The organism is Pseudomonas sp. JDS28PS106, from assembly GCF_036706555.1.
In the GTDB taxonomy this organism is placed as follows: Bacteria; Pseudomonadota; Gammaproteobacteria; order Pseudomonadales; family Pseudomonadaceae; genus Aquipseudomonas.
Genome location: NZ_JBAJGT010000008.1, coordinates 85,637 through 111,981, shown reverse-complemented (window position 1 = coordinate 111,981; position 26,345 = coordinate 85,637). Strand labels below are relative to the sequence as shown.

General features: G+C 61.3%; 21 protein-coding genes. 5 read left to right on the top strand and 16 right to left on the bottom strand.

Translation table 11 applies throughout. The features are described 5' to 3' along the window. Positions 1-102: 102 nt before the first annotated feature. The 4 genes from TRP66_RS14905 to ftrA all read right to left on the bottom strand — a co-directional run bounded on the left by TRP66_RS14905 (position 103) and on the right by ftrA (position 5,375). Positions 103-1,182, bottom strand: coding sequence for a lipocalin-like domain-containing protein (locus TRP66_RS14905; RefSeq protein WP_333404014.1), 1,080 nt, complete (start codon positions 1,180-1,182; stop codon positions 103-105). Then, positions 1,172-3,652: an ABC transporter permease gene (locus TRP66_RS14900; RefSeq protein ID WP_333404284.1), complete on the bottom strand. Its 2,481-nt coding sequence runs from the start codon at positions 3,650-3,652 to the stop codon at positions 1,172-1,174. The genes TRP66_RS14905 and TRP66_RS14900 overlap by 11 nt, the downstream gene beginning before the upstream one ends. 1 nt (position 3,653) lies before the next feature. Further along, entirely contained in the window at positions 3,654-4,322 is a 669-nt protein-coding gene (locus TRP66_RS14895) for an ABC transporter ATP-binding protein (protein ID WP_333404012.1), read from the bottom strand. A gap of 93 nt (positions 4,323-4,415) precedes the next feature. Next, positions 4,416-5,375, bottom strand: coding sequence for a transcriptional regulator FtrA (gene ftrA / locus TRP66_RS14890; RefSeq protein ID WP_333404010.1), 960 nt, complete (start codon positions 5,373-5,375; stop codon positions 4,416-4,418). Positions 5,376-5,470: 95 nt separating this feature from the next. On the opposite strand from ftrA, the gene TRP66_RS14885 reads away from it, so the two are divergent. Together TRP66_RS14885 and TRP66_RS14880 are read left to right on the top strand one after the other, a co-directional pair. Then, the gene (locus tag TRP66_RS14885) at positions 5,471-5,905 is read left to right on the top strand and encodes a rhodanese-like domain-containing protein (RefSeq protein ID WP_333404008.1); all 435 of its coding nucleotides are present in this window, start codon (positions 5,471-5,473) and stop codon (positions 5,903-5,905) included. Continuing rightward, positions 5,899-6,390 (top strand): GNAT family N-acetyltransferase, encoded by a 492-nt coding sequence (locus TRP66_RS14880; protein ID WP_333404006.1) that lies wholly within the window; start codon positions 5,899-5,901, stop codon positions 6,388-6,390. The genes TRP66_RS14885 and TRP66_RS14880 overlap by 7 nt, the downstream gene beginning before the upstream one ends. Before the next feature lie 293 nt (positions 6,391-6,683). Here the strand turns inward: TRP66_RS14880 and TRP66_RS14875 are convergent, their stop codons facing one another. From TRP66_RS14875 to mnmC, 8 genes are all read right to left on the bottom strand, one after another. Continuing rightward, the gene (locus TRP66_RS14875) at positions 6,684-7,361 is read right to left on the bottom strand and encodes a DUF3313 domain-containing protein (RefSeq protein WP_333404004.1); all 678 of its coding nucleotides are present in this window, start codon (positions 7,359-7,361) and stop codon (positions 6,684-6,686) included. A 39-nt stretch (positions 7,362-7,400) separates the two neighbouring features. Continuing rightward, entirely contained in the window at positions 7,401-8,306 is a 906-nt protein-coding gene (locus TRP66_RS14870) for a transporter (RefSeq protein ID WP_333404002.1), read from the bottom strand. A 37-nt stretch (positions 8,307-8,343) separates the two neighbouring features. Beyond that, the gene (locus tag TRP66_RS14865) at positions 8,344-9,750 is read right to left on the bottom strand and encodes a DUF1254 domain-containing protein (RefSeq protein WP_333404000.1); all 1,407 of its coding nucleotides are present in this window, start codon (positions 9,748-9,750) and stop codon (positions 8,344-8,346) included. Between the two features lie 33 nt (positions 9,751-9,783). Next, positions 9,784-11,244 carry a DUF1254 domain-containing protein gene (locus TRP66_RS14860; RefSeq protein ID WP_333403998.1) on the bottom strand — a complete coding sequence of 487 codons (1,461 nt, stop codon included), beginning with the start codon at positions 11,242-11,244 and terminating at the stop codon, positions 9,784-9,786. A 9-nt stretch (positions 11,245-11,253) separates the two neighbouring features. After that, positions 11,254-12,018: a hypothetical protein gene (locus tag TRP66_RS14855; protein ID WP_333404282.1), complete on the bottom strand. Its 765-nt coding sequence runs from the start codon at positions 12,016-12,018 to the stop codon at positions 11,254-11,256. 295 nt (positions 12,019-12,313) lie between these two features. After that, on the bottom strand, positions 12,314-13,531 hold the full coding sequence (locus tag TRP66_RS14850; protein ID WP_333403996.1) for a GAF domain-containing sensor histidine kinase: 1,218 nt from the start codon (positions 13,529-13,531) through the stop codon (positions 12,314-12,316). A 286-nt stretch (positions 13,532-13,817) separates the two neighbouring features. Continuing rightward, positions 13,818-14,057 carry a hypothetical protein gene (locus TRP66_RS14845; RefSeq protein WP_333403995.1) on the bottom strand — a complete coding sequence of 80 codons (240 nt, stop codon included), beginning with the start codon at positions 14,055-14,057 and terminating at the stop codon, positions 13,818-13,820. A 9-nt stretch (positions 14,058-14,066) separates the two neighbouring features. Next, complete coding sequence (mnmC, locus tag TRP66_RS14840; protein ID WP_333403993.1) at positions 14,067-16,073, bottom strand: bifunctional tRNA (5-methylaminomethyl-2-thiouridine)(34)-methyltransferase MnmD/FAD-dependent 5-carboxymethylaminomethyl-2-thiouridine(34) oxidoreductase MnmC; 2,007 nt, start codon at positions 16,071-16,073, stop codon at positions 14,067-14,069. Positions 16,074-16,233: 160 nt separating this feature from the next. Here mnmC and pap point away from each other — a divergent pair, with 160 nt between their 5' ends. Further along, positions 16,234-17,730: a polyphosphate:AMP phosphotransferase gene (gene pap / locus TRP66_RS14835; RefSeq protein WP_333403991.1), complete on the top strand. Its 1,497-nt coding sequence runs from the start codon at positions 16,234-16,236 to the stop codon at positions 17,728-17,730. A 242-nt stretch (positions 17,731-17,972) separates the two neighbouring features. Then, a complete protein-coding gene (locus TRP66_RS14830; RefSeq protein WP_333403989.1) occupies positions 17,973-19,184 on the top strand; it encodes a winged helix-turn-helix domain-containing protein in 1,212 nt (403 codons plus the stop codon). On the opposite strand, the gene TRP66_RS14825 is transcribed toward TRP66_RS14830, so the two are convergent. Next, positions 19,181-20,527, bottom strand: a complete 1,347-nt coding sequence (locus TRP66_RS14825) for a class II 3-deoxy-7-phosphoheptulonate synthase (RefSeq protein ID WP_333403988.1) — start codon at positions 20,525-20,527, stop codon at positions 19,181-19,183. The two genes, TRP66_RS14830 and TRP66_RS14825, sit on opposite strands and share 4 nt — an antisense overlap. 348 nt (positions 20,528-20,875) lie before the next feature. Between TRP66_RS14825 and TRP66_RS14820 the strand changes: the two genes are divergently transcribed. Then, a complete protein-coding gene (locus tag TRP66_RS14820; RefSeq protein WP_333403986.1) occupies positions 20,876-21,487 on the top strand; it encodes a trypsin-like peptidase domain-containing protein in 612 nt (203 codons plus the stop codon). Between the two features lie 4 nt (positions 21,488-21,491). On the opposite strand, the gene TRP66_RS14815 is transcribed toward TRP66_RS14820, so the two are convergent. The 3 genes from TRP66_RS14815 to TRP66_RS14805 are packed head-to-tail and all read right to left on the bottom strand — an operon-like array spanning position 21,492 to position 26,262. Next, on the bottom strand, positions 21,492-22,670 hold the full coding sequence (locus TRP66_RS14815) for an HlyD family type I secretion periplasmic adaptor subunit (RefSeq protein WP_442965212.1): 1,179 nt from the start codon (positions 22,668-22,670) through the stop codon (positions 21,492-21,494). A gap of 20 nt (positions 22,671-22,690) precedes the next feature. Beyond that, positions 22,691-24,850: a type I secretion system permease/ATPase gene (locus tag TRP66_RS14810; RefSeq protein ID WP_333403984.1), complete on the bottom strand. Its 2,160-nt coding sequence runs from the start codon at positions 24,848-24,850 to the stop codon at positions 22,691-22,693. Further along, on the bottom strand, positions 24,847-26,262 hold the full coding sequence (locus TRP66_RS14805) for a TolC family outer membrane protein (protein ID WP_333403982.1): 1,416 nt from the start codon (positions 26,260-26,262) through the stop codon (positions 24,847-24,849). Before TRP66_RS14805 ends, TRP66_RS14810 begins: the two co-directional genes overlap by 4 nt. Between the last annotated feature and the right edge of the window lie 83 nt (positions 26,263-26,345).

Sequence of the window (26,345 nt, the reverse complement as noted above, 5' to 3'; positions counted from 1 at the left end):
CAATCGCGGGAGTTTTATATCAATCGGTTATAAGCGGCCCTACGCATTGGCTCAGTCTGGTGCAGGAATGGGCCGGGGAGGCGATGACTGCGCCATCCTGGGTCAATAACCGGTCATTTCCAGATAGCCTACGCCTTCCTGACTGCCGCTCAAGTTCACCGGGCCTTCCCAGTAAGGAATGTTCACCCCCATCCAGGCGTTGGGGTTCAGCGCGTCGACCTTGATTTCCAGCTGGCGCGCGGGAAAGGTGATCGCCCAGCGGGTGGGGATGCTGCGACCCGCAACGTTATTTTGCTGGAGTGGCGAGACTTTCACCTCATCCGCTCGGATCGGCCTGGAACGGCCATTCGGCTCGATCCAGGTCCCGCTGACGTAAGGCTCGCCCGTCGTGTGACGCACCCGGAAGAGCATGATCCGCACGCCATCGGTCAGGTGTAGGGAAAACCAGTCCCAGCCTGTCTGGTTGGCGGTCAGCGGCTGGCTACTCCATTCACGGTCCAGCCAGGCATGGCCGGTGACCTTGTGCAGCTTGCCGTTTATACGCACGTTACCTGCAGCCTCGAAAAACGGCTGGCTGTAGTAATAGGACGCCTGGCCGGCCTCGGACTTCTGGCTGAAACCCTGCTCCCCCTGGAGCACCAAGGGTTTGCTGGAAGTCAGCGTCAGGTCGTAATCGAAGCCATCACCACCGGCCTTGAGCCGCATGCGTCCCAGAGCATCGTTTGCGTCCGAGCCGCTGGCCAGTGACCAGTCGTCGATCCAGGCCGAAAAAGGGGCAACCGTCACGTCGGCCTGGCCGATGCCGCCACGGGCATAACGCTGAGCAACGCGATGTTCGGTGGAAGAGGTGGCTGCCGCGTGGCCGAGCCAGATCGTACCGTCGTTCCAGCTGCTGCCGGGCTGTGAACCTGGACGCAGGGCGCTGCGGAACAAGGTCCACTGCACGCCGAAACGCTGACCCCGTTCGTCTTCGAGGGTCGCGGTCACGTACCACCATTCGATGCGATACCCCGGATGCTGGCCGTGGTCCTGGGGAAAACTGAACGTGCGTCCGGGCGCGACCTGGCTGTAATCGTCAGCCTGGCCGCCGAGTCCGGCAAAGCCGGCATCGGGGGCCGGCGGCTCGTCACAGGCCGCGAGCAGACAAGTGGCGAGAATGATCCCCAACCAGCTAGTTTTCATTGGCGAACGTCCTGATCAGGTCGGCCGGGCGGGTGCGGTACAGCTTGAACAGCGGCCACGCCGAGGCGAGCAGGGTGGCGATCATCGCCAGCCCCAGCAGTTGCAGCAGTTGTCCGGGAAAGATCTGCAAAGGCAATCGCCAGCCGAATGCCTGCACATTGATGACCGCATCCAGACACCACGCCAGCGCCAGGCCCAGCGGCAGGGCACACACCAGCGTAAGGATCGCCAGTAGCCAGGTCTGGCCCAGGTTGAGCATCATCAGCTGGCGTCGCGTGACGCCCAGCGCCCAGAGCGGTGCGAGTTGTCCGACCCGGCTCTGGCTCTGAGTCAGCAGGCTGATGAACAGCGCGACGCCGGCGACCCCGAGCGTCAGGCTGTTGAGCGCAGCCGTCGCGGCAAAAGTGCGCTCGAAGACTTGCGCGGACCAGTTTTTGAGTTGGCTCTGATCGATGATGCGATTGTCGTCCAGCGCGAAACGGGCTTGCAGGCGTGGTATCAGCGCAGGGATGCTGGCGTTGTCGATGCGCAGATTGAAGCGGGTCGGTGTCAATTGCGGCCAGTGCGCCAGCAGGTGCTGTGCATTGACCAGCAAGTGCCCTTTGGGATTACCGTAATCGGCGTAGATACCTACAACTTCGGGGCTCCACTTGCCTTGGGCCACAGGGATATCGATGTGCTGGCCCACGCGCGTTTTCAGGCGGCGGGCCAGTTGCTCGCTCAGCATCACCGCTTGATCATCAACCAATCGGGCCCAGGGATCTCCCGCCCCCGATTCCAGCAATTGCCAGTGCTGACGATAGTGCGGATGGTCCACCACGCCATACAGATCAGCGGGCCAGCCCTGCATCTGCACAGGGACTTGCCAGTTGGGTAGCACTGCCTTGATCTCCGGTTGTTGCTGCAGCCAGTCATGCATCTCACGCGCCTGCGACGGGTCAACGGGTGTGGCATACAGCTCGGCCGCCAGACGCTGTTCCAGCCAACTGCTGAAAGTCTGGCGAAATCCTGAGGTCATGGTGCCTGCCCCGATATTGGCGGCCATTGCCAGCAGCAGCGCCATCAAGGCAAGACTCAGCGCCGGCAACTGCTGTCGACAGTCGGCGACGAACCACTGACCCAGCACGGAGCGGTTGTGTCTGGCTACCGTGCCAAGCAGTGCATCGAGCAGCGTCGGCAGACCCAGCGCCGCGCCTAGCAGCAGTCCGGAAATCAGGGTGAAGCCCGCAGCCAGACTGTCGCCCCACAGCAAAGCGCACAGCGCGACCACGCCGCAAAGCCCGGCCAGCCAGCCCTGGCGGCGCAACCAGCGAGTGTGCGCGTGTTGCCAAGCCTGAGCGTTGGCCAGCGCCAGCAATGGCAGGCGTGCCGCGCGCAACAAACTGTTGGCGCCGGCCAGCAGCGCGCCGAGCAGGCTAAGCCCGATGCCGCTCAACCACCAGCCGAGGTCAAGATGCAGCTGCCCCGCGACTTCCGCGCCATACAAGCCGCGCAGGCTGGCGGCGACATCCGGCAGCAGCAGCCCGGCCAGCAGATAGCCGCTGACCACGCCGAACAGACCGCCCACCAGCGCCAGTGCGCCCAGTTCCACAATCAGCGCACTGATCAGAACGCGTGCGCTGACCCCGGATGCGCGCAAGTTGCGCAACAGGCCCCGGCGTTGCTCCAGGGCCAGACCGATCGCGGCATGAACAATGAACAGCCCGACGATGAACGACAGCACGCCGAGTGCATCGAGATTGAGGTGAAAAGACTCGGTCAGGCGTTGCAGATTGTTGTCTTCGCCGCTCTGGCGGATGACCAGTCGTCCGTTGAGCCCTGGCGGCAGGGCAGGGTGAGTGCTGGCGAAGTTCTTGGGCAGCACCAGGTTCGACAACTGGCCGGGCAGACCGAGCAGCGGCTGGGCGAAGCCGATGTCCATCAACAGCACGCCCGGCGCCATGTCCGGCTGCGTGCGTAGCGGCGGCAGAGAGCGGCCGTCCGGGGTCAAGGGCTGGTCACCCTCGTGCAGGTCCAGCGACGCCAGGGTCTGCGGCGCGATCCAGGTCACTCCCGGCGGCACCAGAAAGCTGACGATACGTTCCGAGTCCAGCTGTTGCCCGGCCACGGCGGAACCTGTCGGCAAAGTGACCGGCTCGATGCCGATCACCTGCAGGCGCTGCGTCTCGCGGTCTTTGAGATGAATTCTGCCCTGCACCATGGGCGAAACCGGCCAGCCAGCGCGACGCAGCTCGATGTACAGCGATTGGGGAAACACCGCGCCATCGGCGGTCGTCAACCGGGTCTGCGGTTCGCCGCCGATCAGCTGACTGGCGCGCTGATAGCTGTCCCGCGCCTGACTGTTGAGCGCCTGAACGCCGGTCAACAAGCTGGTCGCCAGCCACAGACCGGTCAGGATGCTGAAAAACTGCACCGGGTGACGCCGCCAGTGACTGAGCAGCGCGCGCAGCGTCCAGTAAAACACCCGCATCTCAGCTGTCGCCTTGCGCGGCCAGACGGCCATAGTGCAACACCACCGTGCGCGACAGGCGCGCGGCGACCTTGGCACTGTGCGTGACCATCAGCAGGCTGGTGGCGCTGTCGTCGAGCAGGTCCAGAAGTAGCTGCAGCACTTCGTCACTGGTGGCTTCGTCAAGATTGCCGGTGGGTTCGTCGGCCAACAGCAGGCCGGGCCGGGAAGCGAGCGCGCGACCGATGGCGACCCGCTGCTGCTGACCGCCGGAAAGCTGTTCGGGATAGCGCGTGAGCAAATCGGACAGACCCAGCCGTCCCGCCAAATGCGCTTGCCAGTGCGGATCGAAACGGCCGGCCAGACGCGCCTGGAAGGCCAGGTTGTCCTCGACCTTCAGGCTGCCGATCAGATTGAATTGCTGGAACACCAGACCGATCTCGGTACGCCGCCAGTTCGCCAGACGACTTTCGCTCATCAGGTCGAGGCGCTGGCCGTCGACCTCGATGCTACCGGCATCCACCTGATCGAGCCCGGCCACCAGATGCAGCAGAGTACTCTTGCCACTGCCCGACTCACCCATCAGCGCCAGGCTTTCACCCCGCGCCAGTTCCAGGTCGACCCCGCGCAACACTGCCAGCGGCCCTTGCGCGGTCGCGTAACTCTTGAAAACGTTTTGCACTTGCAGCATAAGGGCTCGACCGGTCTGAGGAACGACAAGCATAGGACGTATGGGCGCTCAGGTCTGTTCCGACGGATCGAACTCCTTTCAAAACGACTTCAGTCAGTGACTGCCGAATTGCGCGCGATATGACATGGGCGCCAGCCCCACGGTCTTGCGAAAGGCCGCCCGAAAACTTTCCGCGGAGGCGAACCCGCAGCGTCCAGCGATCTGCTCGTTGCTCAGTTGACTGCTTTCCAGCAGGTCGCGCGCCCGGTTCATCCGTACCTGAAGCAGCCAGGCTTTCGGCGCCATTCCTGTCGCTTCAGTGAAACGGCGCAGGAAAGTTCGCTCGCTCATCAGCGCCCTGGCCGCCAGTTGCTTCACCGTAAGCGAGGTGTCCACATGCAGCGTCGCCCATTCCAGAACCGATGCCAGGTCATCGCGAGGCGTGCGGGCAACCGGCGCGGGAATGAACTGCGCCTGCCCGCCCGAGCGCTGGGGCGCCATTACCAGACGCCGGGCAACGACGTTGGCGACATGCGTACCGAAGTCTCGATTCACCAGATGCAGGCAGGCATCGATGCCGGCCGCGCTGCCTGCTGAAGTGATTACCTGACCACTGTCGACATACAGCACATCCGGGTCCACCTCGATAAGCGGGTAGCGTGCCGCCAGTTCATCCGTATAGCGCCAGTGAGTCGTGGCCCGCTTGCCGTCCAGCAGACCCGCGGCCGCGAGCACGAATACCCCAGAACAGATAGACAGCAATCGGGCGCCCCGCTCATGGGCGGCACACAACGCGTCCAGCAGCGCCTGCGGTGGCCGCTCATCGCGATCACGCCAACCCGGAACGATGATGGTCCGCGCATCGACTAGCGACTCCAGCCCGAACTCCGGCACGACCTGCATCCCACCCGACGCCCGCATGGGACTCGAATCAACGGCGACAATCCGATGGCTGTACCACGCAAACTCGAACTCCGGACGCAGCAGCCCGAATATCTCCACGGCGATGCCGAATTCAAACGTGCACAGCCCGTCATAGGCCAGCACGGCAACCAGACCTGGATCATCAAGCATTGGCGGAAAACTACCGGTGACTGTCGAATGCGCCACTGTAGCGGCCCAGACCCGCTTCCTACAATGGCCGCACTTACAGCCCAGGAGCGAAACCCATGACAAGCTTGGTCAGCGAATACCCGGCAGCACATCCATCCGACGCCTTGCTGCATTTCAGCCGTCGTCTGGCCTTCGAAACGGATTGTTCGGACGTCCAGCGTAGCCAGCAGACAGGCGACGTCGATTACGTGCTGGTAGACGTCAGGAGGAGCGAAGCATTTGCATCAGGCCACGTACCAGGCGCGATCAATATTCCAGGCCGCACCATCACCGCAGAACGCATGGCGGAGTATCCGCAGCAGACGCTGTTCGTCGTTTACTGCGCGGGCCCTCATTGCAATGGCGTACATAAAGCGGCGGCCCGCCTGGCCGGTCTGGGCTATGCCGTCAAGGAAATGCTAGGCGGAGTCACCGGCTGGCTGGACGAAGGGTTTTCGCTGGTTGGCGCGGATGAGACGGCTCAGGGTCATGGCGTGTCCTGCGCATGTTGAGCGAAGCGGGCAAAGTTCGACCCGCACGCCCCGAAGATGTCTCCAGCCTGATCCAACACATGCGAGCGTTGGCGGAGTTCGAGGAATACCTGGACGAGTTTCGGGTAGACGAAAAAGCCCTGCTTGCCCGAGCGTTCGGCGAGCGTCCTGAATGCCACATCTTTGTGGTCGAGGGCAGGGCAGGGATCGCCGGCTATGCCGTCGGGCTGACGATTCCTTTCACTTACGACTTACGACCCACAGTCGTTCTCAAAGAGCTGTTTGTGGCGGCGGAGTACAGAGGGAACGGATTTGGGGCGGCGTTGCTGCGTCGTGTGGCGGCGTGGACGTTGAGCATCGGCGGGGCGAGGTTGAAGTGGGATGTGATGGTGGGGAACCGGAGGGCTGAGGCGTTTTATCGGGGGTTTGGGGGAGGTCCTGATCCGAAATGGATGCCTTATCAGATGAATCAAGGGGCGCTGAAGGGGTGTGCTGGTATCGAGTGATGGCCATGAAAAACGTGGCTTGTGGCGTCAGTGTTCTGGGTGAGCCGGAGGGCTGGTCGCAGCTGGCATGATGATTTTTAAGGGACTGCGTTGGGTGAAAGCTGCCGCGTTTCAATGGCCGCTTTCGACCCAAAGCGGACGGTCCACCCTAGCGCGCATGGCTATGGGATATCCGTGGGATAGGCGGGTAGATGAATAAGTAAGGGTGGCAGCACGCGGGTCGAAGTCATCAGGCGTCAGCGAGGCAACTGTATTTATCTCGATCCGCGCACTTTGAATCAATCAACCTCGCGCTACTTTTCAGCGCGCTTTAGCTTCTCGTAGCTCAGACGAATGTCTGCGGCCCATCCATCGAGTACCGGTTTCACGTCCTCTAGGGCTAGCTTAGTTTTGTTGTCTTCTAATGACTTGCCGCTACCTTTGCGTACTACCTGGGCGAGAATCCTTTTGCTGGAGCCATCAAGAAAAGCGGCTTCGGTAGCGATTTCTACATTCTGGTCTCGTCCGCCCGCTGCGGTATTGACGGCTGCTGCCACGAGGGCAATGGGGATGACTTCGTACGGCTTCAGACCTTCAGTGCTGGTTGAAACCGCTGTAATAGCCGGGCGGACGACAATGGTGTTGGGCCCTGGTGCGGTTGCCAATGGCAAATCCTTGCCAAGTTCACGTTTGAGTGCGGCATCGAAGTAGCGTGTGATGGATTGCAAGGTTTGCGCTGAGATCACTGCTGTCGGCTGCGGCTGCGGATAAAACTGACTGGGCTCGATATACACCTGCGAGTATTCGCTTAGCTTGATGTCAGGATCGATCCAGCGCATGACCGGCGCTCCGGTTTCGCTTTCTGCCGGTTTCAACTGGCTGTAATCTTTTAAAAAGCCAGAGTAATGGCGCGGGTCCACCTGGGAGACTGCGCAGCCCCCTAAACAGAGTACCGCGCAGCAAAGTAGCATATTAAATACCGACGTTTTCATCAGATGATTCCCTGCGTTGGTTAAACGACGTTGGAACTTCTACCAAGCGTATTGCAACCGTAGTGTCCAGGTGTTCACGTCCGCGGAGCCGGTGCGCTCCGAGACTGTATCCGAGTAGGCGATCAGACCGCCGAACTGTGGCGAGAGCATGAACCCAACGCTGGCACCCAGCAGCGCATTTTCCTGCTTGTTGTCTTGCCAGTCGCCGTTGATCCGGCTTTCGCCACCACGGCTGTAGGTCGCATCAACGGATGCCCAGAGGGCGCGGTTGAAGGTATAGCTGTAGTGGCCTTCTACCGCATACAAGGGCTTCTGTTCGAGCTTGCCGTTACCTTGATAATCGTCGTTGTCACCAAACAGCGAGACCCAGGTATTGAACTCCAGCCAGGTCGGTCCGATCGGTGTGCCAAATGCCAGCTCCGGCTTGAACACCCAGCGATTGGAACCGATGTTGATAACACGATTCTTGTCGTAGTCCCCGGTGGGAGCGGTAACCCACAATGCCCCGGTCACGAACGTTCCCGGGGTCCAGGTGGCAAACTCTTCTTTGCTCAACGCGGGTCCGCCAAACAGGTTATGGACCAGCACGACCTGGGTGTCGGCCATGCCGCCATTGTGTTTGGTACCGTCAAAGAAGCGGGCATTGTCGAAGGAAGCAGAGATGTCTGCATACGGTTGCAGGATCTGGATCGCGCTGTTGCGGCCATCGATTCCAAATGAGCGCGCGTAACGGGCGATGTACAAATCGGCATTCAGCGAGAGGCCATTGATCGGCAGCGTGGTATCAATGGGCGTATTGGTATCGATCCGGTTGTAGTACCCGAACACCATGTTCAAATCGGTCGGCAGGTTTTGCCAGTCCCGGGCGTTGTCGGCGAACCCGAGGAGCGGGGTCAGCACCAGCGTTGCAGCACTTAATGCGCGTAACCTTGAAAACGCACTCATGATTCGCTCCTGTCAGGGCTCTGCCAGTTGCCCGGAGTTATAGGTCTGCTGGCGTCAGCAACGGCAACTTCCATTTTCCACTGGCCACTTCCGGCTTGGGCAGATAGATCCTCAGCACCCCATAAAACGGTCCTTTGGGTGCGGGAAGCCAATTGCTTTGCTTATCGTTTCCAGGCGAGGCGTTCTGCACGTACAGGGTCAAACCACCATCCGCATCGCGCTTCAGGTCGGGCAGCATTCTTGAATTGATCAGGTAGCGTTTTAAAGGGTTGTCCACCAGCAACTTGGACGTGCCATCGTACATGGTCAGTGACCAGAAGGCGTTGGCCGGGGGAAGTTGGTCTTTGGCGAAGTGCAGGGTGTAACGGTGTTTGGCGCCATCGACCGGCGTGCCTTTGTTATCGACAAAATAGCCAATGTAAGCCGCTTCATCCGCCGAGTTACCGAAAATGCCCATGTTGGCACCGGCATAGCGGTACAGATAGTTGTTCTGCAAATGTTCACGGGTACCAAAAAGATCGCCGCTGGTGACAGCGTGAGTGTCAACCTTGTCTTTTTTGAAAGCGGCGAACTCAGCCTTGCCATCGGCAATCCCGGCCTCCAGCGCCTGGCGTTGTTCAGCGCTTAGATTATCGATCCGGAAGGGCTCTCCCGGGACGATGCCGATCCTGGCGAAGCGCTCCAACAGGCTCTTCTCGGAAGCCTGCGGATGAGCGAACGCCAGCATGAAGCTCAGGTAGCGAAACAGATCCGGCGTTTCACTCATGTTGGCTTCAGGTTTAGGCCAACTGACTTTGGCGGGAGCCTTGCCGGCGGGTTGGCCGAGATAACTGCCAAGCGCCTGAACCTTGTAACCGTTCTGGATCTGCTTGACGTTTGTCAGGTCTTTTTCATCAAACAGCTGGGTACGATACAACGCGTACGCGATATTGCTTTCGCTGTTGATAACGCGATCGATGTTCGCAGGTGGCTTACCCTTCCAGTCGGGCCCGGCAATCATGAAATGGCCGCCATCGTTGCCCGTGGTACGAGTGCCCAGGTAAGCAAAGTTTTGGGTGTAAAGGTCGATCAACTGCACCGAGTAATAGCGGTTCGCTTCGACTTTCGGCAGGGTCAGGACGATGGGCTCGGCGCGCAAATCCAGCCAGACGAAGGAGTAGGGAGTATCTGAATTGGGCGTGACAAACGCCGTATCTTTAGGGGTAAAAACCATGGCGGTATTGCCGATCTGATTGAACGGTGCCTTGAAGTTCTCGCCGCCTTCATCGACCGCTTGGGTGTAAAGCGTTTTGTACATTTCCACGACCGGGAACCCATAAAGATAGGCTTCCTTGGCAATGGCCTGCGCCTCAGCTGGCGTGGCGGTGAAATCGGCCCAGGCGGAACTGCCCAATGTGATGGACAGGCTTGCACAGAGCAGCCGCGCGGTGTGTCTGATGATCATTATTGAATCCTTCAAATAGGCGGGCTGCGGCCCTCAATCGACTCGTTTGATATCGTCAAGCTTCCAGCTTTTATCGAAGTAGGCTTCGGTGGGTGCGTATAAACGGAAGTAACTGAACCAGTGTCTGCCCGGTACGGTTTGCACCCAGTTGCTTTCAAAGCCTTTGGGCGCAGCAGGGCCAAAGTAAAGGTCTACCGAGCCATCATCATTTCGTCTCAAATCCTGGCGGGAAGAGAGGTCGGCTTTGCGCTGTGGATTGTCAATCAGGCAACGGCTTGCGACGTCATAGACGGTCATCGACCAGAACTGCCTGGCCGGAGGATTGGCGCCGACGTGCAGGCGATAGTTCTTGCCGCCATCGAGCCAGTCGCCTTTCGCATCGGTGTAAGAGCCGAGATAGGTCTGACCCAGCCCAGGGGTCTTGGAGACCATGCCTTTGGTGTTTGTCACGGCCTCATAGAACCACGCACTGCGTTCCCACAGCTGATCATAAAAGGCCACTCGCTGTGACGGCTCTGCAATGTTTAACACAGTGTCCCATTGACGATCCGGCCAGTATTGAGCACCCGGGAAACGCTTGGCGAAGGTGTTGGCCTTGGCGACAAGTTCGCCCATCCGGGCGCCTTGCTCCAGCGCCTTGCGTTGTGCCTCGGTGGGGTTGAAGGTTTTACCTTTTTCGATCCCCAGACTGGCGAGCATGGCCATATAGAACCGGTCTCGTTCATTGACCGGCTCTCTTTGAATGATCTGATGCAAGCGCTCCCAGTACGCCATGCCCCTGGGCTGAGTCCCCGACCACGCTTTTCCTCCCGGGGTTAACAGGTTGGTTCTGGTGGGTTGGGCGCGATTGGAGTAAGGGTACATTTTGAATTTCTCGACCAGCGCCTTGCCCTTGGCGGGGTCGGGGTCCAGCACGCGAAAGCCCACAAGGACGTTCATCGTTTCTGACTTGGCGAGATAGTAGTTGCCACCGTCCGCCGGTGATACCGCGCCCGGTGGAAGCACAAGGTATTTGCCACCCTTGCCCTTATCAGGGCCTGTCTCGCCCATATCGATGATTGCTCGCTGCCAGAAATCTCCGACACCGCCGGCGGTAGGCCCCGGCGGTAACTCAATAACCAACGGGCCGGTTTCATTGAGATCAACAAAACCGAGAATGTAAGGTGTAGTTGCATTAGCGGTGATGACACCGAGCTTGTCTTCGTAGCTATTGAGCACCATCAAGTCGCCACTTTTCGCGCCAAGCTTGTCGCGAAACTCACCTTGCCATTGCGCATAGGACACCAACGGAAGCGCCCACAAATAAGCCTGGGTTGCTTGCTGGAAATCCAGTTCGGCATACAGCGAAGCGATAGAGGCGCGAGCTGGCAGTTCGCCCTCCATGGCAATCTTGCCAATTCGGGTATCAAGGGACGTAGGAGAGTGCGTTCCCGTTGCGCAGCCCGCGACTAATGCAAGCAGGGAAGAACCGGCCAACCGAATTACTCCACGCACAGCCTGCCCTCATTTTCCGAAAGTGATGTTGATACCGGCAAAAAGCGTGAATTGCGGCAAACCATCGCCTTTGCGATCGACCGTCCACTGTGGTTCAACAAATGCGTTGAGGATATTGCTGCCGGATTTCCATGCCTTGCCGACGCCCAGCCCGATGGGGATGTAGTGCGTGTCGTTCTTCAGGTCAAAGGTCCAGGTACCGGTGGAGCGCAGGTACCAGCCTCTCGGCAGATTATGGATGATGAACGGCTGGAAAGTGGTGGTCTCAACGTGCTGACGGTCGCTGTCACCTGCGAAAGAGCTTTGGTATTGCACCAGCGCGCCGAGCAATCCACGGGGCGACGCATCAATGGCGACGGCAGCCAGACCTGCCTGCCATTTGCCGGTGCCCAGTTCGTCCTGCGCAGCCGTCGGAGCGGTAATTTGCGGGCCGACACCTAGCTGTACGCCATCGGTTTTCAGCAAGAATATATCGAAGAGGTTCAGGTCTCCGATGCCGGTGCTGTAGCCATGATGCGGATCGGGGCGCGTGCTGATGGGGAGCGTGGCACGCAGAATTTGCGGGACGCCAATGACGTCACCCGCAGCGACTGGCAACGTGCCGCGCAGTAACGCATCGTTGGTATGCGCGTTGGTGTCGTACAGTTTTGGCGTGTAGTAGTCTTGCAGGTTGGCGCCGGGGGCGAGATTTAGGGGGTTATTACTCTTATTGGCGGTATCCGCATTGTCTGCATGAGCACTCATGGCGAGTGGCAGCATCGTGGTCAGAAACATCGTCCGTTTAAAGCTGTTTTTAGCCATAGCCCCAATCCTGTGTGCACCACTGATGGCTTCTGACCATGCGCTAAAGCTCATAAGTCGCCGTAAGACGCTAGCAGAGGTTGGTAATTCGTCCAGGAGCGCAGCGGAATTATTTTAAAACTCATCCGTTCCAGGCGACTGACGTCCGCTTCTGGCCGATAGCAGCCAGTTGTGGCTGGCAGCTATCACCCAAAGCTGCCATTCGAGCGGAGAAGGCAATCCTCGCAAGTGAGGACCAGGGTTGCCTCTAAACAAGCTGCGACTCAGCCTAGGCTGACTGCATTGAGCAAGGGAGGGTGGCTACGAATTCAGTACCCTGCGAGTCGTTCGAGGTAACCTCGAGCGTTCCGCGGTGCCCGGCACAAATTTCATTCGCGATGTAGAGCCCCAAGCCTAGTCCGTCCTCACGGCTGCCTGTTTCGGGTCGTCTGAATGGATGAAAAAGCGAGGGGAGGACATCTTTATGAATTGGAACGCCGCTATTGTGCACTGACAGCACCAGGTTTTGACCGACTGTGTAGACACGCACCCCAACCGGAGCGCCCTTCGTCCCGTGAGTAATGGCATTGCCAACCAGGTTGGACAGCAGTTGTCCCAGTCGACTGGGATCGCAATAGAGCCCGGATGGAATGCTCAGCTTTTCCAGGATTACCGCTCGAGGGTACACGACCCTGAGTTCCATAAGCACGGCTTCAAACTGCTCCTGCAGAGTGTCTGTCACTACAGGTCTGACGGGGATGCCGCCACCCAATTCGCCGCGGGCGAAATCAAGCACATCTTCGATCAAAACACCCATGCGTATCGCGCTCTGGCGTACGGCCCGGATTAACTTCAAGCTTCGGGGTTCATCGACTCTGGTTTCAAGCAGCTCGGCACTCAAACGCACCGCACTCAAGGGTGTACGCAAATCGTGGCCCAACACTGCCACGAACTGCTCGCGCAGTACGCCGGTTTCAGCAGCGTCCGCGAGCGCCTGCTCGGATGTAAGCAATCCCTTGTGCAGATCAAGGTTCATCGCAATCAACTGAGCGTAGAGTCCCAGCGTTTTCAGCACGGTGCTTTCATCAAAGCTGGCGGGCGTCGGGTCTATCGCGCAGAGCGTGCCGAAGAACTGTCCGTCCGCCGTGACGATGGGGATGGAGACGTAACTTTCGAGACCATACAGCTTTGGGGTGTGGTGGGTTGAGAAAAGCGGATGGTTGCTCGCATGGGTGAAGATGACCGGCTTTCGATTCTGGCGGATCTCATGACAAATCGTGGTTTCGAGCTCGAGTTGGCTCCCAGGTATCAAGCCGAAATCAATAGAGTCATCGACCGCGCATGTCACCCAATGCTTGTCCGTAACCCGTGCGACGGCTGCGAAACGCATGCCTGTCGCTTGTTTGACCATTTCAAGGATCAGCGGCACGGACTCGATTTCCTGAACCGCTGCTATAGCAGCGGAAAATTCAGGCGCATCCAGATGCGTAGGGAGGGAGTCAGTCACGGGCATTAAGTCGCTGTATGGAGGCGCATCGAGGTGGAGAAGCCGCGACTGTTGCAAGCTCCTGGCACACACTGCGTAGGCTAAGCTGCGCCGCATGAAATGTCCAATGGCTACTTCGATGATGCTTATTCATAGGCTGGAAGGGAGATAAAGGACGGTCTATCAGTAAACGGGAGCTACCTGAGAGCACTTCCCAATTTCCAGGACTGCACCGAGCTATGCGTGGACCAAGGACAATTTGCGACCTGTTTTCTGCCTGTTTTCACTGGAGCCGAAATTTGCCCCATCACCTCGATAAACGAACCCGCTGCCATTCCTCCCAACAGTCCTCCGGAACGATATCCGGATACCCACGTTCGTCTTCCAGCGAACAAGCGGCGCTGAACGGTAATGCGATGCAAGCGGCCTTATCGCGAATCTGCACGACTTCAGCCTCAGTGAGCGGTGAGCCTTTTCGGTCTTCCGCCGCCTTGAGCAGAACGACGAGGGCAGGTACGTGAACCAGGCAGAGCGGGTCGTTGGACATTGGCGGTCTCTAGCGGGAAGAGGACGGATCGGTGACTTGCAACTTACCCCGAATCAAATCCCGCAGCACAAACCGATTCGGATGACACGCCTCGGCAACACTGCGCGGCAAGGGCAGGGGTTCGTCGTTCAGCCAGGCGGCGATCAGTTCGCCGGACAGTGGCGCGGTGATCAGGCCGCGTGATCCATGGCCGCTGTTGACGTACAGGCCGTCCAGCCAGGGGCAGGGGATGTCCGGCACTTGCCGGGCGTCGCGGCCGAGCATGGCGTAGGTTTCGATGAAGGCGCTGCGGTCGGCCAGTGGTCCGACGATAGGCAGGTAATCGGGGCTGGTGCAGCGGAAGGCGGCGCGGCCTTGCAAGTGCTCCGGGTCGATTTGATCGACGGCCAGGCGTTCGGCCAGATCGCTGGACACTTCGCGCAGCAGTTGCAGGTTGCCGAGATGGTCGGCGGTGGTTGGCGTCAGGTCGTCGCTGTGGAAGTCGAAGCTTGCGCCGAGGGTGTGTTCGCCCAGACGGGGCGGCGCGACGTAGCCTTCGGCGCACACCACGGTGCTTAACGTGGCGCTCGCTGGCGTCTGCGGCAGGCGCGTGATCTGGCCGCGAATGCGTTTGAGCGGCAGCTCGGCGCTCTGGGCGAAGCGCTTGATGTCCGCGGCTCCGGCCAGCACAGCCACCGGCGCGCTATCGATCAGTCGGTCGCCCTCCCAGGCTTGCCATTGGCCGTCGACCCGGCGCAGTTCCAGCGCCTCGCGATGACCGAGCAGAGTGATGTTGGCGTGAGTCATTTGCCAGTTGCACAGCGCGGGCGGATGCACCCAGCCGCCCTCGGGAAAGAACAGGCCACCGGAGCCGAGCGTCACGCCGCTGCGGGTTTCGGCGGCGGTCTGGTCCAGCACCTGCAAGAGGTCTTCGGGAAAGGCTTCGGCCAGTTGCGCCTGACGCTTGCCTTCCTTCTCGTCGAAGGCCAGTTGCAGTACGCCGCAGTTGTCCCAATCGACCCCGCGTTGCAAGCGTCCCAGCAGTCGACGGGTGTGCCCGAAGCCGCTGAGGATCATTTGCGACAGGGCCGTGCCGTGGGCGGACAGTTTCAGGTAGAGCACGCCTTGAGGGTTGCCGGACGCTTCTTGCGCGGCCTCGGCATGGCGTTCCAGCACGCTGACCTGCCAGCCACGGTTCGCCAGGCTTTGCGCCGTGGCGCAGCCGGCCAGCCCGGCACCGATCACCAGCGCCTTGCGCTCATTTGGCGGGGTGGAAGGGCGGGCGAACCAGGGCGCGCTGCCCGGTAACGCGGGTACATCGTCAGGCCATCCAAGAAACGCGCCGCGCAGCACTTCCCATTTGTGACCGATGCCGGGCACCCGTTTCATCTTGAAACCTGCCGCGTTCAGGGCGCGACGCACCCAGCCGGTGCTGGTGAAGGTGCCGATGGTCGTGCCGGGGGCGGACAGCCGGGCCAGTTGAGCGAAAAGCTCCGGGGTCCACATTTCGGGGTTTTTCGCGGGCGCGAAACCGTCCAGGAACCAAGCGTCGATGCACGCATCCAGTTGCGGCAGCATGTCCAGCGCATCGCCGATCATGAGCGTCAGGGTGACGCGGCCGTCATCGAACATCACGCGCTGAAAGCCCTGATGCACGGCAACGTACTGTTCGAGCAGCCGATCGGCCAGCGCCGCCAGCTCAGGCCAAAGCGCCAGCGCCCGTTGCAGGTCGGCGCGGCTCAAGGGGAATTTTTCAGCGCTGACGAAGTGCAGGCGCGCACCGGCTGGTGCGCAGGTCTCGAACAGTTGCCAGGCGCAGAGAAAATTCAGACCGGTGCCGAAACCCGTTTCGCCGATCACCAATCGGTCTTTCGCGGCCATTGCCAGGAAGCGAGCCTGCAAATCGTTCTGCACCAGAAATACATGCCGGGTTTCGGCGAGGCCCGACTCGGTGGAAAAGTACACGTCGGAGAAGGTTCGGGAGCGGGGGTTGCCCTGGTCATCCCAGTCGATCTGGGCGTGGTGGTTGATGGTCATGATCGGCTCGGCGTTAACAGAGCCGGCATTTTAAACCGTTGACGCGGCAAAAAGCCGGTTTGGCGGCATATCCGATTGACCCATGCTCGTGAATGGTGGTCAGAACCAGCATGTCGCCATCGCAGCGCTTTGCTTCATTCGATCACAAGAGGGATTGCCCATGTTCGAGTCCGCCGAAATCGGTCATGCCATTGACGATGACACCTACGACGCCGAGGTTCCGGCGTTGCGCCAGGCATTGCTGGCTGCGCAGTACGAGCTGCGCGAGCAGGCCGAGCGACAGATCATCGTCTTGATCAACGGCATCGAGGGCGCGGGCAAGGGCGAGACAGTCAAGTTGCTAAACGAGTGGATGGACCCGCGGTTCATCGAAGTGCGGACTTTCGATGAGAAGACCGATGAGGAATTGGCCCACCCGCCGGCCTGGCGCTACTGGCGGCAACTGCCCGCAAAAGGCCGTATGGGCATATTCTTCGGCAACTGGTACAGCCAGATGCTGCAGGATCGGGTTCACGGGCGTTTCAAGGACGCGGTGCTCGATCAGGCTATCGGCGGCGCCGAGCGTCTGGAAAAAATGCTGTGCGACGAGGGCGCGCTGATCTTCAAGTTCTGGTTTCACCTGTCGCGCAAACAGATGAAGCGCCGGCTCAAGACGCTCAAGGACGATCCTCTGCACAGCTGGCGCATCAGCCCGCTGGACTGGCAGCAGTCGCGCACCTACGACAAGTTCGTGCGTTTCGGTGAGCGCGTGCTACGCCGCACCAGTCGCGAGTACGCGCCTTGGCACGTGATCGAAGGCGCGGACGCCAACTATCGCAGCCTGACCGTCGGGCGTCTGTTGCTCGAAGGCATGCAGGCGGCGCTAAAGAATCCCAAGGGCCGGCCCCAGGCGCTCACCATCGGGCCGCTGGGCAGCAGTCATGATGATCTGAGCTTGCTCGACAGCCTCGATCTCAGCCTGCGCCTGGAGAAGGACGAATACGAACAGGCACTGATAGCCGAGCAAGCCCGCTTGTCCGGCAACCTGCGGGACAAGCGCATGAAAAAACATGCGCTGGTGGCGGTGTTCGAAGGCAACGATGCGGCGGGCAAGGGTGGGGCGATCCGCCGCGTGGCTGCCGCGCTCGATCCGCGCCAGTACGCCATCGTGCCGATTGCCGCGCCGACTCAGGACGAGCGCGCGCAACCCTACCTGTGGCGTTTCTGGCGACAGATTCCGGCGCGTGGCAAGTTCACGATCTTCGATCGGTCCTGGTATGGCCGGGTATTGGTGGAACGCGTGGAAGGGTTCTGCAGCGAATCGGACTGGTTGCGAGCCTATGGGGAAATCAACGATTTCGAGGAACAGCTGACCGATGCCGGTGTGGTCGTGGTGAAGTTCTGGCTGGCGATCGACGAGCAGACTCAGTTGGAGCGTTTCGAGGAGCGCCAGGAGACGCCGTTCAAACGCTACAAGATCACCGAAGACGACTGGCGCAACCGCGAAAAGTGGTCTGTGTACCGGCAGGCGGTGGGCGATATGGTCGACCGCACCAGCACCGGCATCGCGCCCTGGACGCTGGTCGAAGCCAACGACAAGCGCTGGGCGAGGGTCAAGGTACTGCGCACGCTCAATGACGCGCTGGAGGCGGCTTTCGCCCGGGACAAGAAGAAGTGAGCCACGGCGCTTTGGTCCAGGCGGCTGCTGTCCGACGATCTGCCAAAAGGTGGCAGCAGAAACAGTGTGGTGCGTCAGGGCTATCGCGCATCACTCATCGCCAGCAAGCTGGCTCCTACGCACGCGCCTATTAGCTGGTAGGAGCCAGCGGGCGGCGTTCCGTCTCGCTGGCTCCCACGCGGCTGACAGATACCCGCGCATCGGATAGCGTTACCCTGTCATGCACAGAGCCCGGTCTATCCATGGATATCTCCATCAAGCAAGCACGTCGTCTGGCGCTCGCCGCGCAGGGATTTCGCGGGCGCCGGCAGCCGGCGGTGATCAAGGCCGCGCAGGTGACGCGGATGATCGAGCGGCTGGGCGTGCTGCAGATCGACTCGGTCAATGCGTTGGTGCGCTCTCACTACCTGCCGCTGTTTTCACGGTTGGGCAGCTACTCACCGACGTTGCTGGATCAGGCGGCCTGGAGCCAGGGGCGTCATCGTCGGCTGTTCGAGTACTGGGGGCATGAAGCTTCGCTGATGCCCATCGAGTTGTATCCCCTGATGGTCTGGCGCATGCACCGCGCGCAGCGGGGAGAGGGCATCTATCAGGGGCTGGCGACATTCGGACGCGAGCAGCGTCCGGTCATCGAGCGCGTGTTGCAGGCTGTGCGTGATCAAGGCGCACTGGGCGCCGGCAGCCTGAGCACGCGTCAGGAACGGGCCGGGCCTTGGTGGGACTGGAGCGCGGAGAAGCTGGCGCTGGAATGGTTGTTCGCGGCAGGTGAGGTCACGGTGGCCGGGCGGCGCGGTTTTGAACGCCTTTATGATCTGCCGGAACGAGTATTGCCTGGGAAGGTTCTGAATGCGCCTGACGTCAGCGAAGCCCAGGCCCATCGCGATCTTCTGCTGCATGCGGCGACCGCATTGGGTGTCGGCACCGAAAAGGACCTGCGCGATTATTTCCGGCTGGACCCGCTGCCGAGTCGCCGTGCGCTCGCCGAACTGGTCGAGGGCGGTCAGTTGCACCAGGTCCGGGTTCAGGGCTGGAAGCAGACTGCGTTCTGTCTGCCTGACACCAAGGCGCCCGGCAGGGTCTCGGCCAGCGCGCTGCTGTCGCCTTTCGATTCACTCATCTGGGAGCGTGGGCGTACCGAGCGGCTGTTCGATTTTCGCTACCGGTTGGAGATCTACACACCCCAGCACAAACGGGTGTATGGCTATTACGTTCTGCCGTTTCTGCATCGTGAGCGCATCGCGGCCCGGGTCGACCTGCGCGCTGAACGCACGGCGGGTCGCCTTGCCGTGCACGCCGTTCACGAAGAGCCGCGCGGGCTGGACGAGGAGGGCATGCAAGCGCTGGCTGCCCACCTGCTCGGGCTGGCGGGCTGGCTGGGGCTGGAACAGGTTCAGGTCAACTGCCAGCGTTCGAGCGGCGTGCGCTTGCTCGCCGCGCTGCGAGCGTCTGCTTAGCGCTTCACCTGCTTGAGCGTTTCGGCAATCAGAAACGCCAGCTCCAACGACTGGTCCGCGTTCATGCGCGGATCGCAGTGGGTGTGATAGCGGTCCGACAGGCCGGCCTCGGTGATCGGCCGGGCGCCGCCGATGCACTCGGTCACGTTCTGCCCAGTCATCTCGATGTGAATGCCGCCCGCGTAGGTGCCTTCGGCCTGATGCACCTGGAAGAACTGTTTGACCTCACCCAGGATCTGCGCGAAGTCGCGGGTCTTGTAGCCGCTGCTGGCCTTGATGGTGTTGCCGTGCATCGGATCCGAACTCCAGAGTACCTTGCGGCCTTCGCGTTCGACCGCGCGGATGAGCTGCGGCAGGTGGTCGGCAACCTTGTTGGCGCCCATGCGCGCGATCAGGTTCAGGCGACCGGGGTCGTTGTCGGGGTTGAGGATGTCGATCAGGCGGATCAGGTCATCGGTGTTCATGCTCGGCCCGACCTTGACCCCAATGGGATTGTTCACACCGCGCAGGAACTCGACATGGGCGCCATCGAGCTGGCGCGTGCGGTCGCCGATCCACAGCATGTGCGCCGAGCAATCGTAGTAGTCGTTGGTCAGGCTGTCGCGGCGCACGAAGGCTTCTTCGTAGTTCAGCAACAAGGCTTCGTGCGCGGTGAAGAAACTGGTTTCGCGCAGTTGTGGCGAGCTGTCCATCCCGCAGGCGCGCATGAACGCCAGGGTTTCGTCGATGCGGCTGGCAAGCTGGTTGTACTTCTCGCCCAGCGCCGAGTGGGCGATGAAGTCCAGGTTCCACTGATGGACCTGGTGCAGATCGGCAAAGCCACCCTGGGCGAACGCGCGCAACAAGTTCAGGGTCGCGGTGGACTGGTGGTAGGCCTGCAACAGCCGCTCCGGGTCCGGCACGCGGCTCTCCGCGTCGAAACCGATGCCATTGACGATGTCGCCACGGTAGGCCGGCAGCGTCACACCCTCGATGGTCTCATCGTTGGAAGAGCGGGGCTTGGCGAACTGACCCGCCATGCGTCCGACCTTGACCACCGGGCAACCGGCGGCGAAGGTCATGACCACGGCCATTTGCAGCAACACCTTGAAGGTGTCGCGAATCTTGGCTGCGGAAAATTCCATGAAGCTTTCCGCGCAGTCGCCGCCTTGCAGGAGAAATGCGCGGCCCTGGGTGACCTCTGAAAACTGGCGACGCAACTCCCGGGCTTCACCGGCGAAAACCAGCGGCGGATAGCCGGCCAGCGTGCGCTCCACCTTCGCCAGGCGGTCCGCATCCGGATACAGAGGTTGCTGCTGAATCGGCAGTGCCCGCCAGCTGTCGGGGCTCCAGGGTTGGCTCATGGTGCGCTCTTCGAGGTCATGCAAATCGGACAGGCATGTTAGCAGGTGGACGGAGGGCTGGCAGCGGGGGCGGGACTATCGGCGTCATAGTGCTCAGGTTCCGCAAAATGCCGCCGATAGGCTCAAAGCGGCATATGCCCGAAGGCAATGGGTTGCACCTCCATGGGAGGGTTGCGCCTGTACAAAAACAATGACTTTGTATAACCCCGACGAACGGCAATAGTGGCACATTGATTTCATGATGCCACAATGACATAGTCGCCGCCGTCGCAAATTTATCTCGTGAGCAACATGAAAGCCCTTATGTCACTTCTGGCAGCCTGTGCGCTGATCAGCGGGTGCAATGGAATGTCCACCGCGTTTGTAAAGGATCCTGTTAACGACCAGGCGTTCGTCGTCCATTCCGGAGGTCCGCTGCCCATGCTGCTCATGGGAACCGCGGTGCAGTGGAATGACGAGTATGCCGTGACGGTCAAACATCTTCCCTATGTTTCGGGGTCGGTATTCGAAGGTCGGGGGGACGTGCAGTTCTTCCGCCATAAGGCAGCCAATGCGCCTCAGTGGCGCCAGTATCAGCCGGGCGAAACGGTGACTGCGGTCGGCTTCAACTCGCTTTATATTCCGACCCAGGGCCAGGGCCAGACCCTCAAGGCCATGGTTCGTCTGAGCGCCACCGATGGCGGCGTGATGTACGGCACCCACACCGGCTCGACGGTCAAGGGTATGTCAGGCGGCCCGGTCTTCGCCGAGAACGGGGACGCCGTGGGTATCAGCGTCGCCTACCTCGACGCGGCACGCCTGCGGAAGCTCAAGCGCGCCGACCTGGCGACCCAGCCTCAGATCAGCATTTTCCTGCCATACGCCGAGATCAATCGTGAATGGCAGCGCTTCTCCGCCCAGCAACAGGGCAAGAGCAAACCCAAGCCTGCTCCGATCGGCCTGGCGGTCGCCGAACAGTGATCGTCTAGCGCTCGCGCAATGCCTCCTTGGCGCGATTCAAAGGTTTGATCAGGTAATCGAGAACGGTCTTTTCCCCGGTGCGGATGTCGACAGTCGCCACCATGCCGGGGACGATCGCGAAGGATTTACCGGCCTTGTTCTTCAGCACGTCCGAATCGGTCCGAATGTAGACCCGGTAGTAGAAGACTTCCGGCTTGGCCTCGTCCTGGATGGTGTCGGGCGAAATCGTCACCACCTTGCCGTCCAGGCTGCCATAGATCGAATAGTCGTAGGCAGTGATCTTGACCTTGGCTTCCTGCTCGGGATGGATGAAGGCAATGTCACGCGGATTGATGCGCGTCTCGATCAGCAACTGTTCATCCTGCGGCACGATCTGCATCAGCTGTCCGTTGGGGGGAATCACTCCGCCAATGGTCGTCACCTCGATATCCTTGACGATGCCGCGTACCGGCGAACGCATGGTCAGGCGTGTCAGCGAGTCGGCACGGCCACGCACCACTTCGGCCAGCGCATCGGCTTCCGCGCTGGCCTTGGCCAGATCCTGACGCGCGTCAACCATGTAGTCTGAGCGTGCTTCGGTGGCCTTGAGTTCCAGCTCCGAGCGCTGACGATTCAAACGAATCACCTCCACCCGGCTGGAGGCCCCGATCTTCGCCAGATTTTCGGTGATCGCCAGCTCGCTGCGCACCAGCTTGAGCGAGTCCTCGATACCGGCCAGGGTTTCCCGCAAGCCGCGCTGGCGGGTGTTGTACAGCTCGGTTTCGGCGCGGATCAGCTCCGGCCAGGCGTCCAGCGCCTTCGGAAAGCTCAGCGGCTTGCCGCTCGCCTCGGCCTGCAGGCGAGCGACGCTGGCCAGTGTGGCGCGGTACTTGGCCTCGCTCTCGCCGACATTGGATTGAGTCTTGATCGGGTCGAGCTGGGCCAGGATCTGGCCGCGCTCCACCAGGTCGCCTTCGCTCACATTCATCTCGGTGACGATGCCGCCTTCCAGTGACTGAATGACCTGTTCCCGCGAACTGGGAATCACTTTGCCGGTGCCATTCGACACTTCAACCACCTCGAACCAGGCGGCCCACGCCAGGAAGCAACCCAGCATCAGGGCGCAAATCCATACCACGCGGGTCGCGCGCGCCACGGCGTATTCGTCGGCACCGTCCAGATAGGACGCCGGGGCCTTCGGCATGCGGATGGCTACATCGCCGCTCATGGTCGTTCTCCTTTGGGTTGCCGAAGCTGGGCGAGGGCGACGTCGCGCGGCGCATCGATGACGATGCGGCCGTTGTCGACCACGATGATCCGACCAACTCGCTGCAGCACGCTGAGGCGATGGGTCGCGATGACCAGCGTTCGGCCTTCGCCCCACAGCATCAGGTCGTCCAGCAGCTTGCGTTCGGTGACGTCATCCAGCGACGCGGTGGGTTCGTCTAGCAGCAGGACCTGCGGCTGGCGCAGCAGCAGTCGCGACAACAACAGGCTCTGGCGCTGTCCGCCGGAAAGACCCAGGCCGCCTTCGAGAATCAGATGATCCAGGCCCTTGGGCAGCTTGCGGATGAAATCCAGCGCACCGGTGAGCGACAGCGCCGCGAGCATTTCCTGATCGCTGGCCCGGCCGGCGCCCAGCACCAGATTGTCGCGCAGGGTGCCGTGGAACAGGCGGGCGTGCTGTTGCAAGAGTCCGACATCGCGGCGCAGGTCGGCGGGATCGATATGGTTCATGGCGATACCGTCCAGGGTCATGTCGCCCGTCGCCAGGTCCATGGCCCCGGCAAGACCCTGTAGCAAGGTCGACTTGCCCGCGCCGTTACGCCCCAGCACGGCGATGTGCTCGCCGGGGCGGATGCGCAGCTCGCCAACCTCCAGCGCCGGGGTACCTTCCTCGTTGTAGCGGAAGCTGGCGTCCTTGAAGTGGTAATCACCGTGGATCACCGGCAAGTGCACTCGCTTGCTGCCCTCGGGGTGATCGACCGGCGACTGCATCAGGCGGTTGAGACCCTGCAAGGCAACCTTGGCCTGTTGCCAGCGGGTCAGCACATGATTGAGCTGCGCCATGGGCGCCATCATCCGGGACGCCAGCATCGAGGCGGCCACCAGGCTGCCCGTGGTCAGGTCGCCGGCAATGACCATCGGGGTGCCGAACACAATCACGATCGCGAACACGGCGCTCTGCACATTCTGAGTCCAGGTCACCAGGCCATTGGTCAGCGTGCGCAGGCGCAGTGCGGTGTCAGCGGAAGTGGCGTTGTAGTGATTCCACTGTTCCTGGAAACGCTGTTCGGCCTGTAGCGACTTGATGTCGTCCAGGCCCTGAATGCTCTCCACCAGCATCGCGTTGCGCAGCGCCGATTCACGCATGTTTTCGTTGGCGAGCCGCGCCAGTTTGCGCTGATAGAGCAGACCGGGCAGCAACATGACGATCAGCGCAACAATGGGAATCGCCACCAGCGCTCCGCCGATCATCCAGAACACCAGCAGGAACAGCAGAAAGAACGGCAGATCGGCCAGCGCCGTGGCGGTGCTGGAAGTGATGAGGTCGCGAACCTGTTCCAGCTCGCGCAGCTGGGCGATGAACGAGCCGGTGGACTTGGGACGCACGGAGTTGCGCAAGCGCAACGCATGGCCGTACACCAGATCCGAGACGCGCAGGTCGGCACGCTTGCCCAGCAGGTCGGTAATGCGCAGACGCATGATGCGCATCAGGAAATCGAACACCACCGCCAGCAGCACGCCGCCGAACAGTACATACAGCGTGGGCAGCGACTCGGCGGGAATCACCCGGTCGTAGACCTGCATGGAGAACAGCACGCCGGCCATGCCCAGCAGGTTGGCGACCAGCGACGCCAGCATTACGTAAGAGTAGGGGCGCAGATCACGCAGCACGATGCGCCGGAACCAGTGCTCGTCGTAAGGCTGCACATAATCATCGGTGCGTACGTCGCTCAACGGGCGAGCCGGGCGCATGATCACAGTGCGCCGCAGGCGTTCGCCCAGCGCTTGCAGCGGCATGCGGTTCTGCAGCCCCTGATCGCCGCTCAAGGCAATGCCGATCTCGCTGTCGTCCACCGTCTGCACCACGCCAACCTGGCCGTCGAGCAGTTCAACGACCAGCGGTGTACGCCATTTGCTGAGATCGTTCGGCGCACTGGGGGTGAACTTGACCGTCAGCCCCGCCTGGCGGGCCATCTGCCGTACCACGTCTTCCAGGCTGCGGTCCGGCCGCTGGGCCGCGATGCGCACGGTTTCTTCGGAAACATCCAGCCGGTAATGCCGGGCGACCAGCAGAACGGCTTCCATCCACTGACTGTAATCCGGGGGCAGGGCGCCCTGGCCCGCGCCCGCGGCAGGAATTATCACGGCGTCATTCATGGCAGGATCCTCACGCCTTGTAACGTACGGTCTTCAAGTGCGAAGGCGCGCCGCAGGCCGCCGCTGTTGTAAAGACAATCGATTTGCAGGCGGCGCAGGTCCGCCTGAGTGCTGGCCAGATCGAAGTGTGACTGATGGATCTCCTGTTCGGCATTGAGCAGATCCAGTAGAGGCCGGGTGCCCAGCTCCAGATACTGGCGACCGTAAAGCATACGGGCCTCGCTGATGCTGGTCTGACGCGACTGCAACGCATCCATGCGACGGTTCAGGCCCATGGTCTGCACCCGGGCTTCGGCCAGGCCGCGGGTGGCTTCGAGCCGCGCCGTGTCTTCGGCGGAATCGGCGGCCGTCAGCGCATAGCCGGCGGCGCGGCTGCGCGCGGTGGTGGCGCCACCCTGGTAGATCGGCACTTCGACATTCACGTAGATCCCGGCCTGGGTGCGGTCCATTGCCGGGTTGTTGTCGTTGTAGCCACTGTCCAGATAGTGGTTGACCGAAGGCTCCAGAGAAATGGTCGGATAGCCTTCCGAGCGGGCGCGGGCCAGTTCCGCCTGGGCTTCGTTGCGCTGAGCGAGGGCCACGAGCACCGCCGGCAATGCGTCGATGGACGGCTCGGGGCTCTCACATGCTTGCGCGGTGGAGGGGGGAATGTCGTCGGCGACATCCGCCGTGGTGGCGCGTCCCATCAGTGTGCTCAGGGCGGCCTGCCAGCGGGCGTATTGCGCCTTGTATTCCTGCAAGGTGGCGACAGCGCCCTCTGCGCGCGATTGTGCCTGGACCATATCGGAGCGGGTGCTGGCGCCCATGTCGCTGCGTTGTCGGGCCAGTTCGACGATCTGACCAACGCCTTCAATCTGCTGGCGAGCGATTTCCAGAAAATTGCGATAGCGCTGCACTTCGATCCAGGCGTAGGCCGTATCCCGTGCGGTCTGGTCCACGCTGAGCAGGATCTGCGCCTGGCTGCGGGCGACACGGGCTTTGGCGACTTCAACGGAGTTGGACACTTTGCCGAAATCGTAAAGCATCTGCTTGAGCGAAATGTTCAGTGCCTGGGTGCTGCCGTCGCCGCCGTTTCCAGTCTCGATACCCGAACGGAGACCGCCACTGATCTGCGGGTAATACCCTGCTTCGGCAACGTTGATGCCTTCGGCCTGTTGATAGAGCGTCCCGATCGACTGACCGATGCTCGGGTGCCACGATACTGCCTGCTGCACGGCCTGATCGAGCGTGAGCGTGGGACTGGCGGGCAGCGGGTCGCGCTGCGGGGGTTGTCCGGCGCGCCGACTGGCAAGGCGCGGTTTACTGAGTGCCGAGGGGCTGAGGTTCTTGAGTTCCGGGGCAATGGGTTCGTCGGCAGCGGCTGCCGAATGGCTGACGAGCAGTACCGCCGTCGCCAACAGCGCGGCGGACATTTGCCTTGTGACACAGGCGTGAGCTGACTTCACTAGAATCCCTTACTGAAAGTCCCCAGACGCCGCGGCCACCGGGCGCGCTG

Excerpts from the sequence above, each read along its gene's own strand:
- TRP66_RS14905 (WP_333404014.1), bottom strand. The coding sequence starts at position 1,182 with ATGAAAACTAGCTGGTTGGGGATCATTCTCGCCACTTGTCTGCTCGCG.
- TRP66_RS14900 (WP_333404284.1), bottom strand. The coding sequence starts at position 3,652 with ATGCGGGTGTTTTACTGGACGCTGCGCGCGCTGCTCAGTCACTGGCGG.
- TRP66_RS14895 (WP_333404012.1), bottom strand. The coding sequence starts at position 4,322 with ATGCTGCAAGTGCAAAACGTTTTCAAGAGTTACGCGACCGCGCAAGGG.
- ftrA (WP_333404010.1), bottom strand. The coding sequence starts at position 5,375 with ATGCTTGATGATCCAGGTCTGGTTGCCGTGCTGGCCTATGACGGGCTG.
- TRP66_RS14885 (WP_333404008.1), top strand. The coding sequence starts at position 5,471 with ATGACAAGCTTGGTCAGCGAATACCCGGCAGCACATCCATCCGACGCC.
- TRP66_RS14880 (WP_333404006.1), top strand. The coding sequence starts at position 5,899 with ATGTTGAGCGAAGCGGGCAAAGTTCGACCCGCACGCCCCGAAGATGTC.
- TRP66_RS14875 (WP_333404004.1), bottom strand. The coding sequence starts at position 7,361 with ATGAAAACGTCGGTATTTAATATGCTACTTTGCTGCGCGGTACTCTGT.
- TRP66_RS14870 (WP_333404002.1), bottom strand. The coding sequence starts at position 8,306 with ATGAGTGCGTTTTCAAGGTTACGCGCATTAAGTGCTGCAACGCTGGTG.
- TRP66_RS14865 (WP_333404000.1), bottom strand. The coding sequence starts at position 9,750 with ATGATCATCAGACACACCGCGCGGCTGCTCTGTGCAAGCCTGTCCATC.
- TRP66_RS14855 (WP_333404282.1), bottom strand. The coding sequence starts at position 12,018 with ATGTTTCTGACCACGATGCTGCCACTCGCCATGAGTGCTCATGCAGAC.
- TRP66_RS14845 (WP_333403995.1), bottom strand. The coding sequence starts at position 14,057 with ATGTCCAACGACCCGCTCTGCCTGGTTCACGTACCTGCCCTCGTCGTT.
- mnmC (WP_333403993.1), bottom strand. The coding sequence starts at position 16,073 with ATGACCATCAACCACCACGCCCAGATCGACTGGGATGACCAGGGCAAC.
- pap (WP_333403991.1), top strand. The coding sequence starts at position 16,234 with ATGTTCGAGTCCGCCGAAATCGGTCATGCCATTGACGATGACACCTAC.
- TRP66_RS14830 (WP_333403989.1), top strand. The coding sequence starts at position 17,973 with ATGGATATCTCCATCAAGCAAGCACGTCGTCTGGCGCTCGCCGCGCAG.
- TRP66_RS14825 (WP_333403988.1), bottom strand. The coding sequence starts at position 20,527 with ATGAGCCAACCCTGGAGCCCCGACAGCTGGCGGGCACTGCCGATTCAG.
- TRP66_RS14820 (WP_333403986.1), top strand. The coding sequence starts at position 20,876 with ATGTCCACCGCGTTTGTAAAGGATCCTGTTAACGACCAGGCGTTCGTC.
- TRP66_RS14815 (WP_442965212.1), bottom strand. The coding sequence starts at position 22,670 with ATGCCGAAGGCCCCGGCGTCCTATCTGGACGGTGCCGACGAATACGCC.
- TRP66_RS14810 (WP_333403984.1), bottom strand. The coding sequence starts at position 24,850 with ATGAATGACGCCGTGATAATTCCTGCCGCGGGCGCGGGCCAGGGCGCC.
- TRP66_RS14805 (WP_333403982.1), bottom strand. The coding sequence starts at position 26,262 with ATGTCCGCCGCGCTGTTGGCGACGGCGGTACTGCTCGTCAGCCATTCG.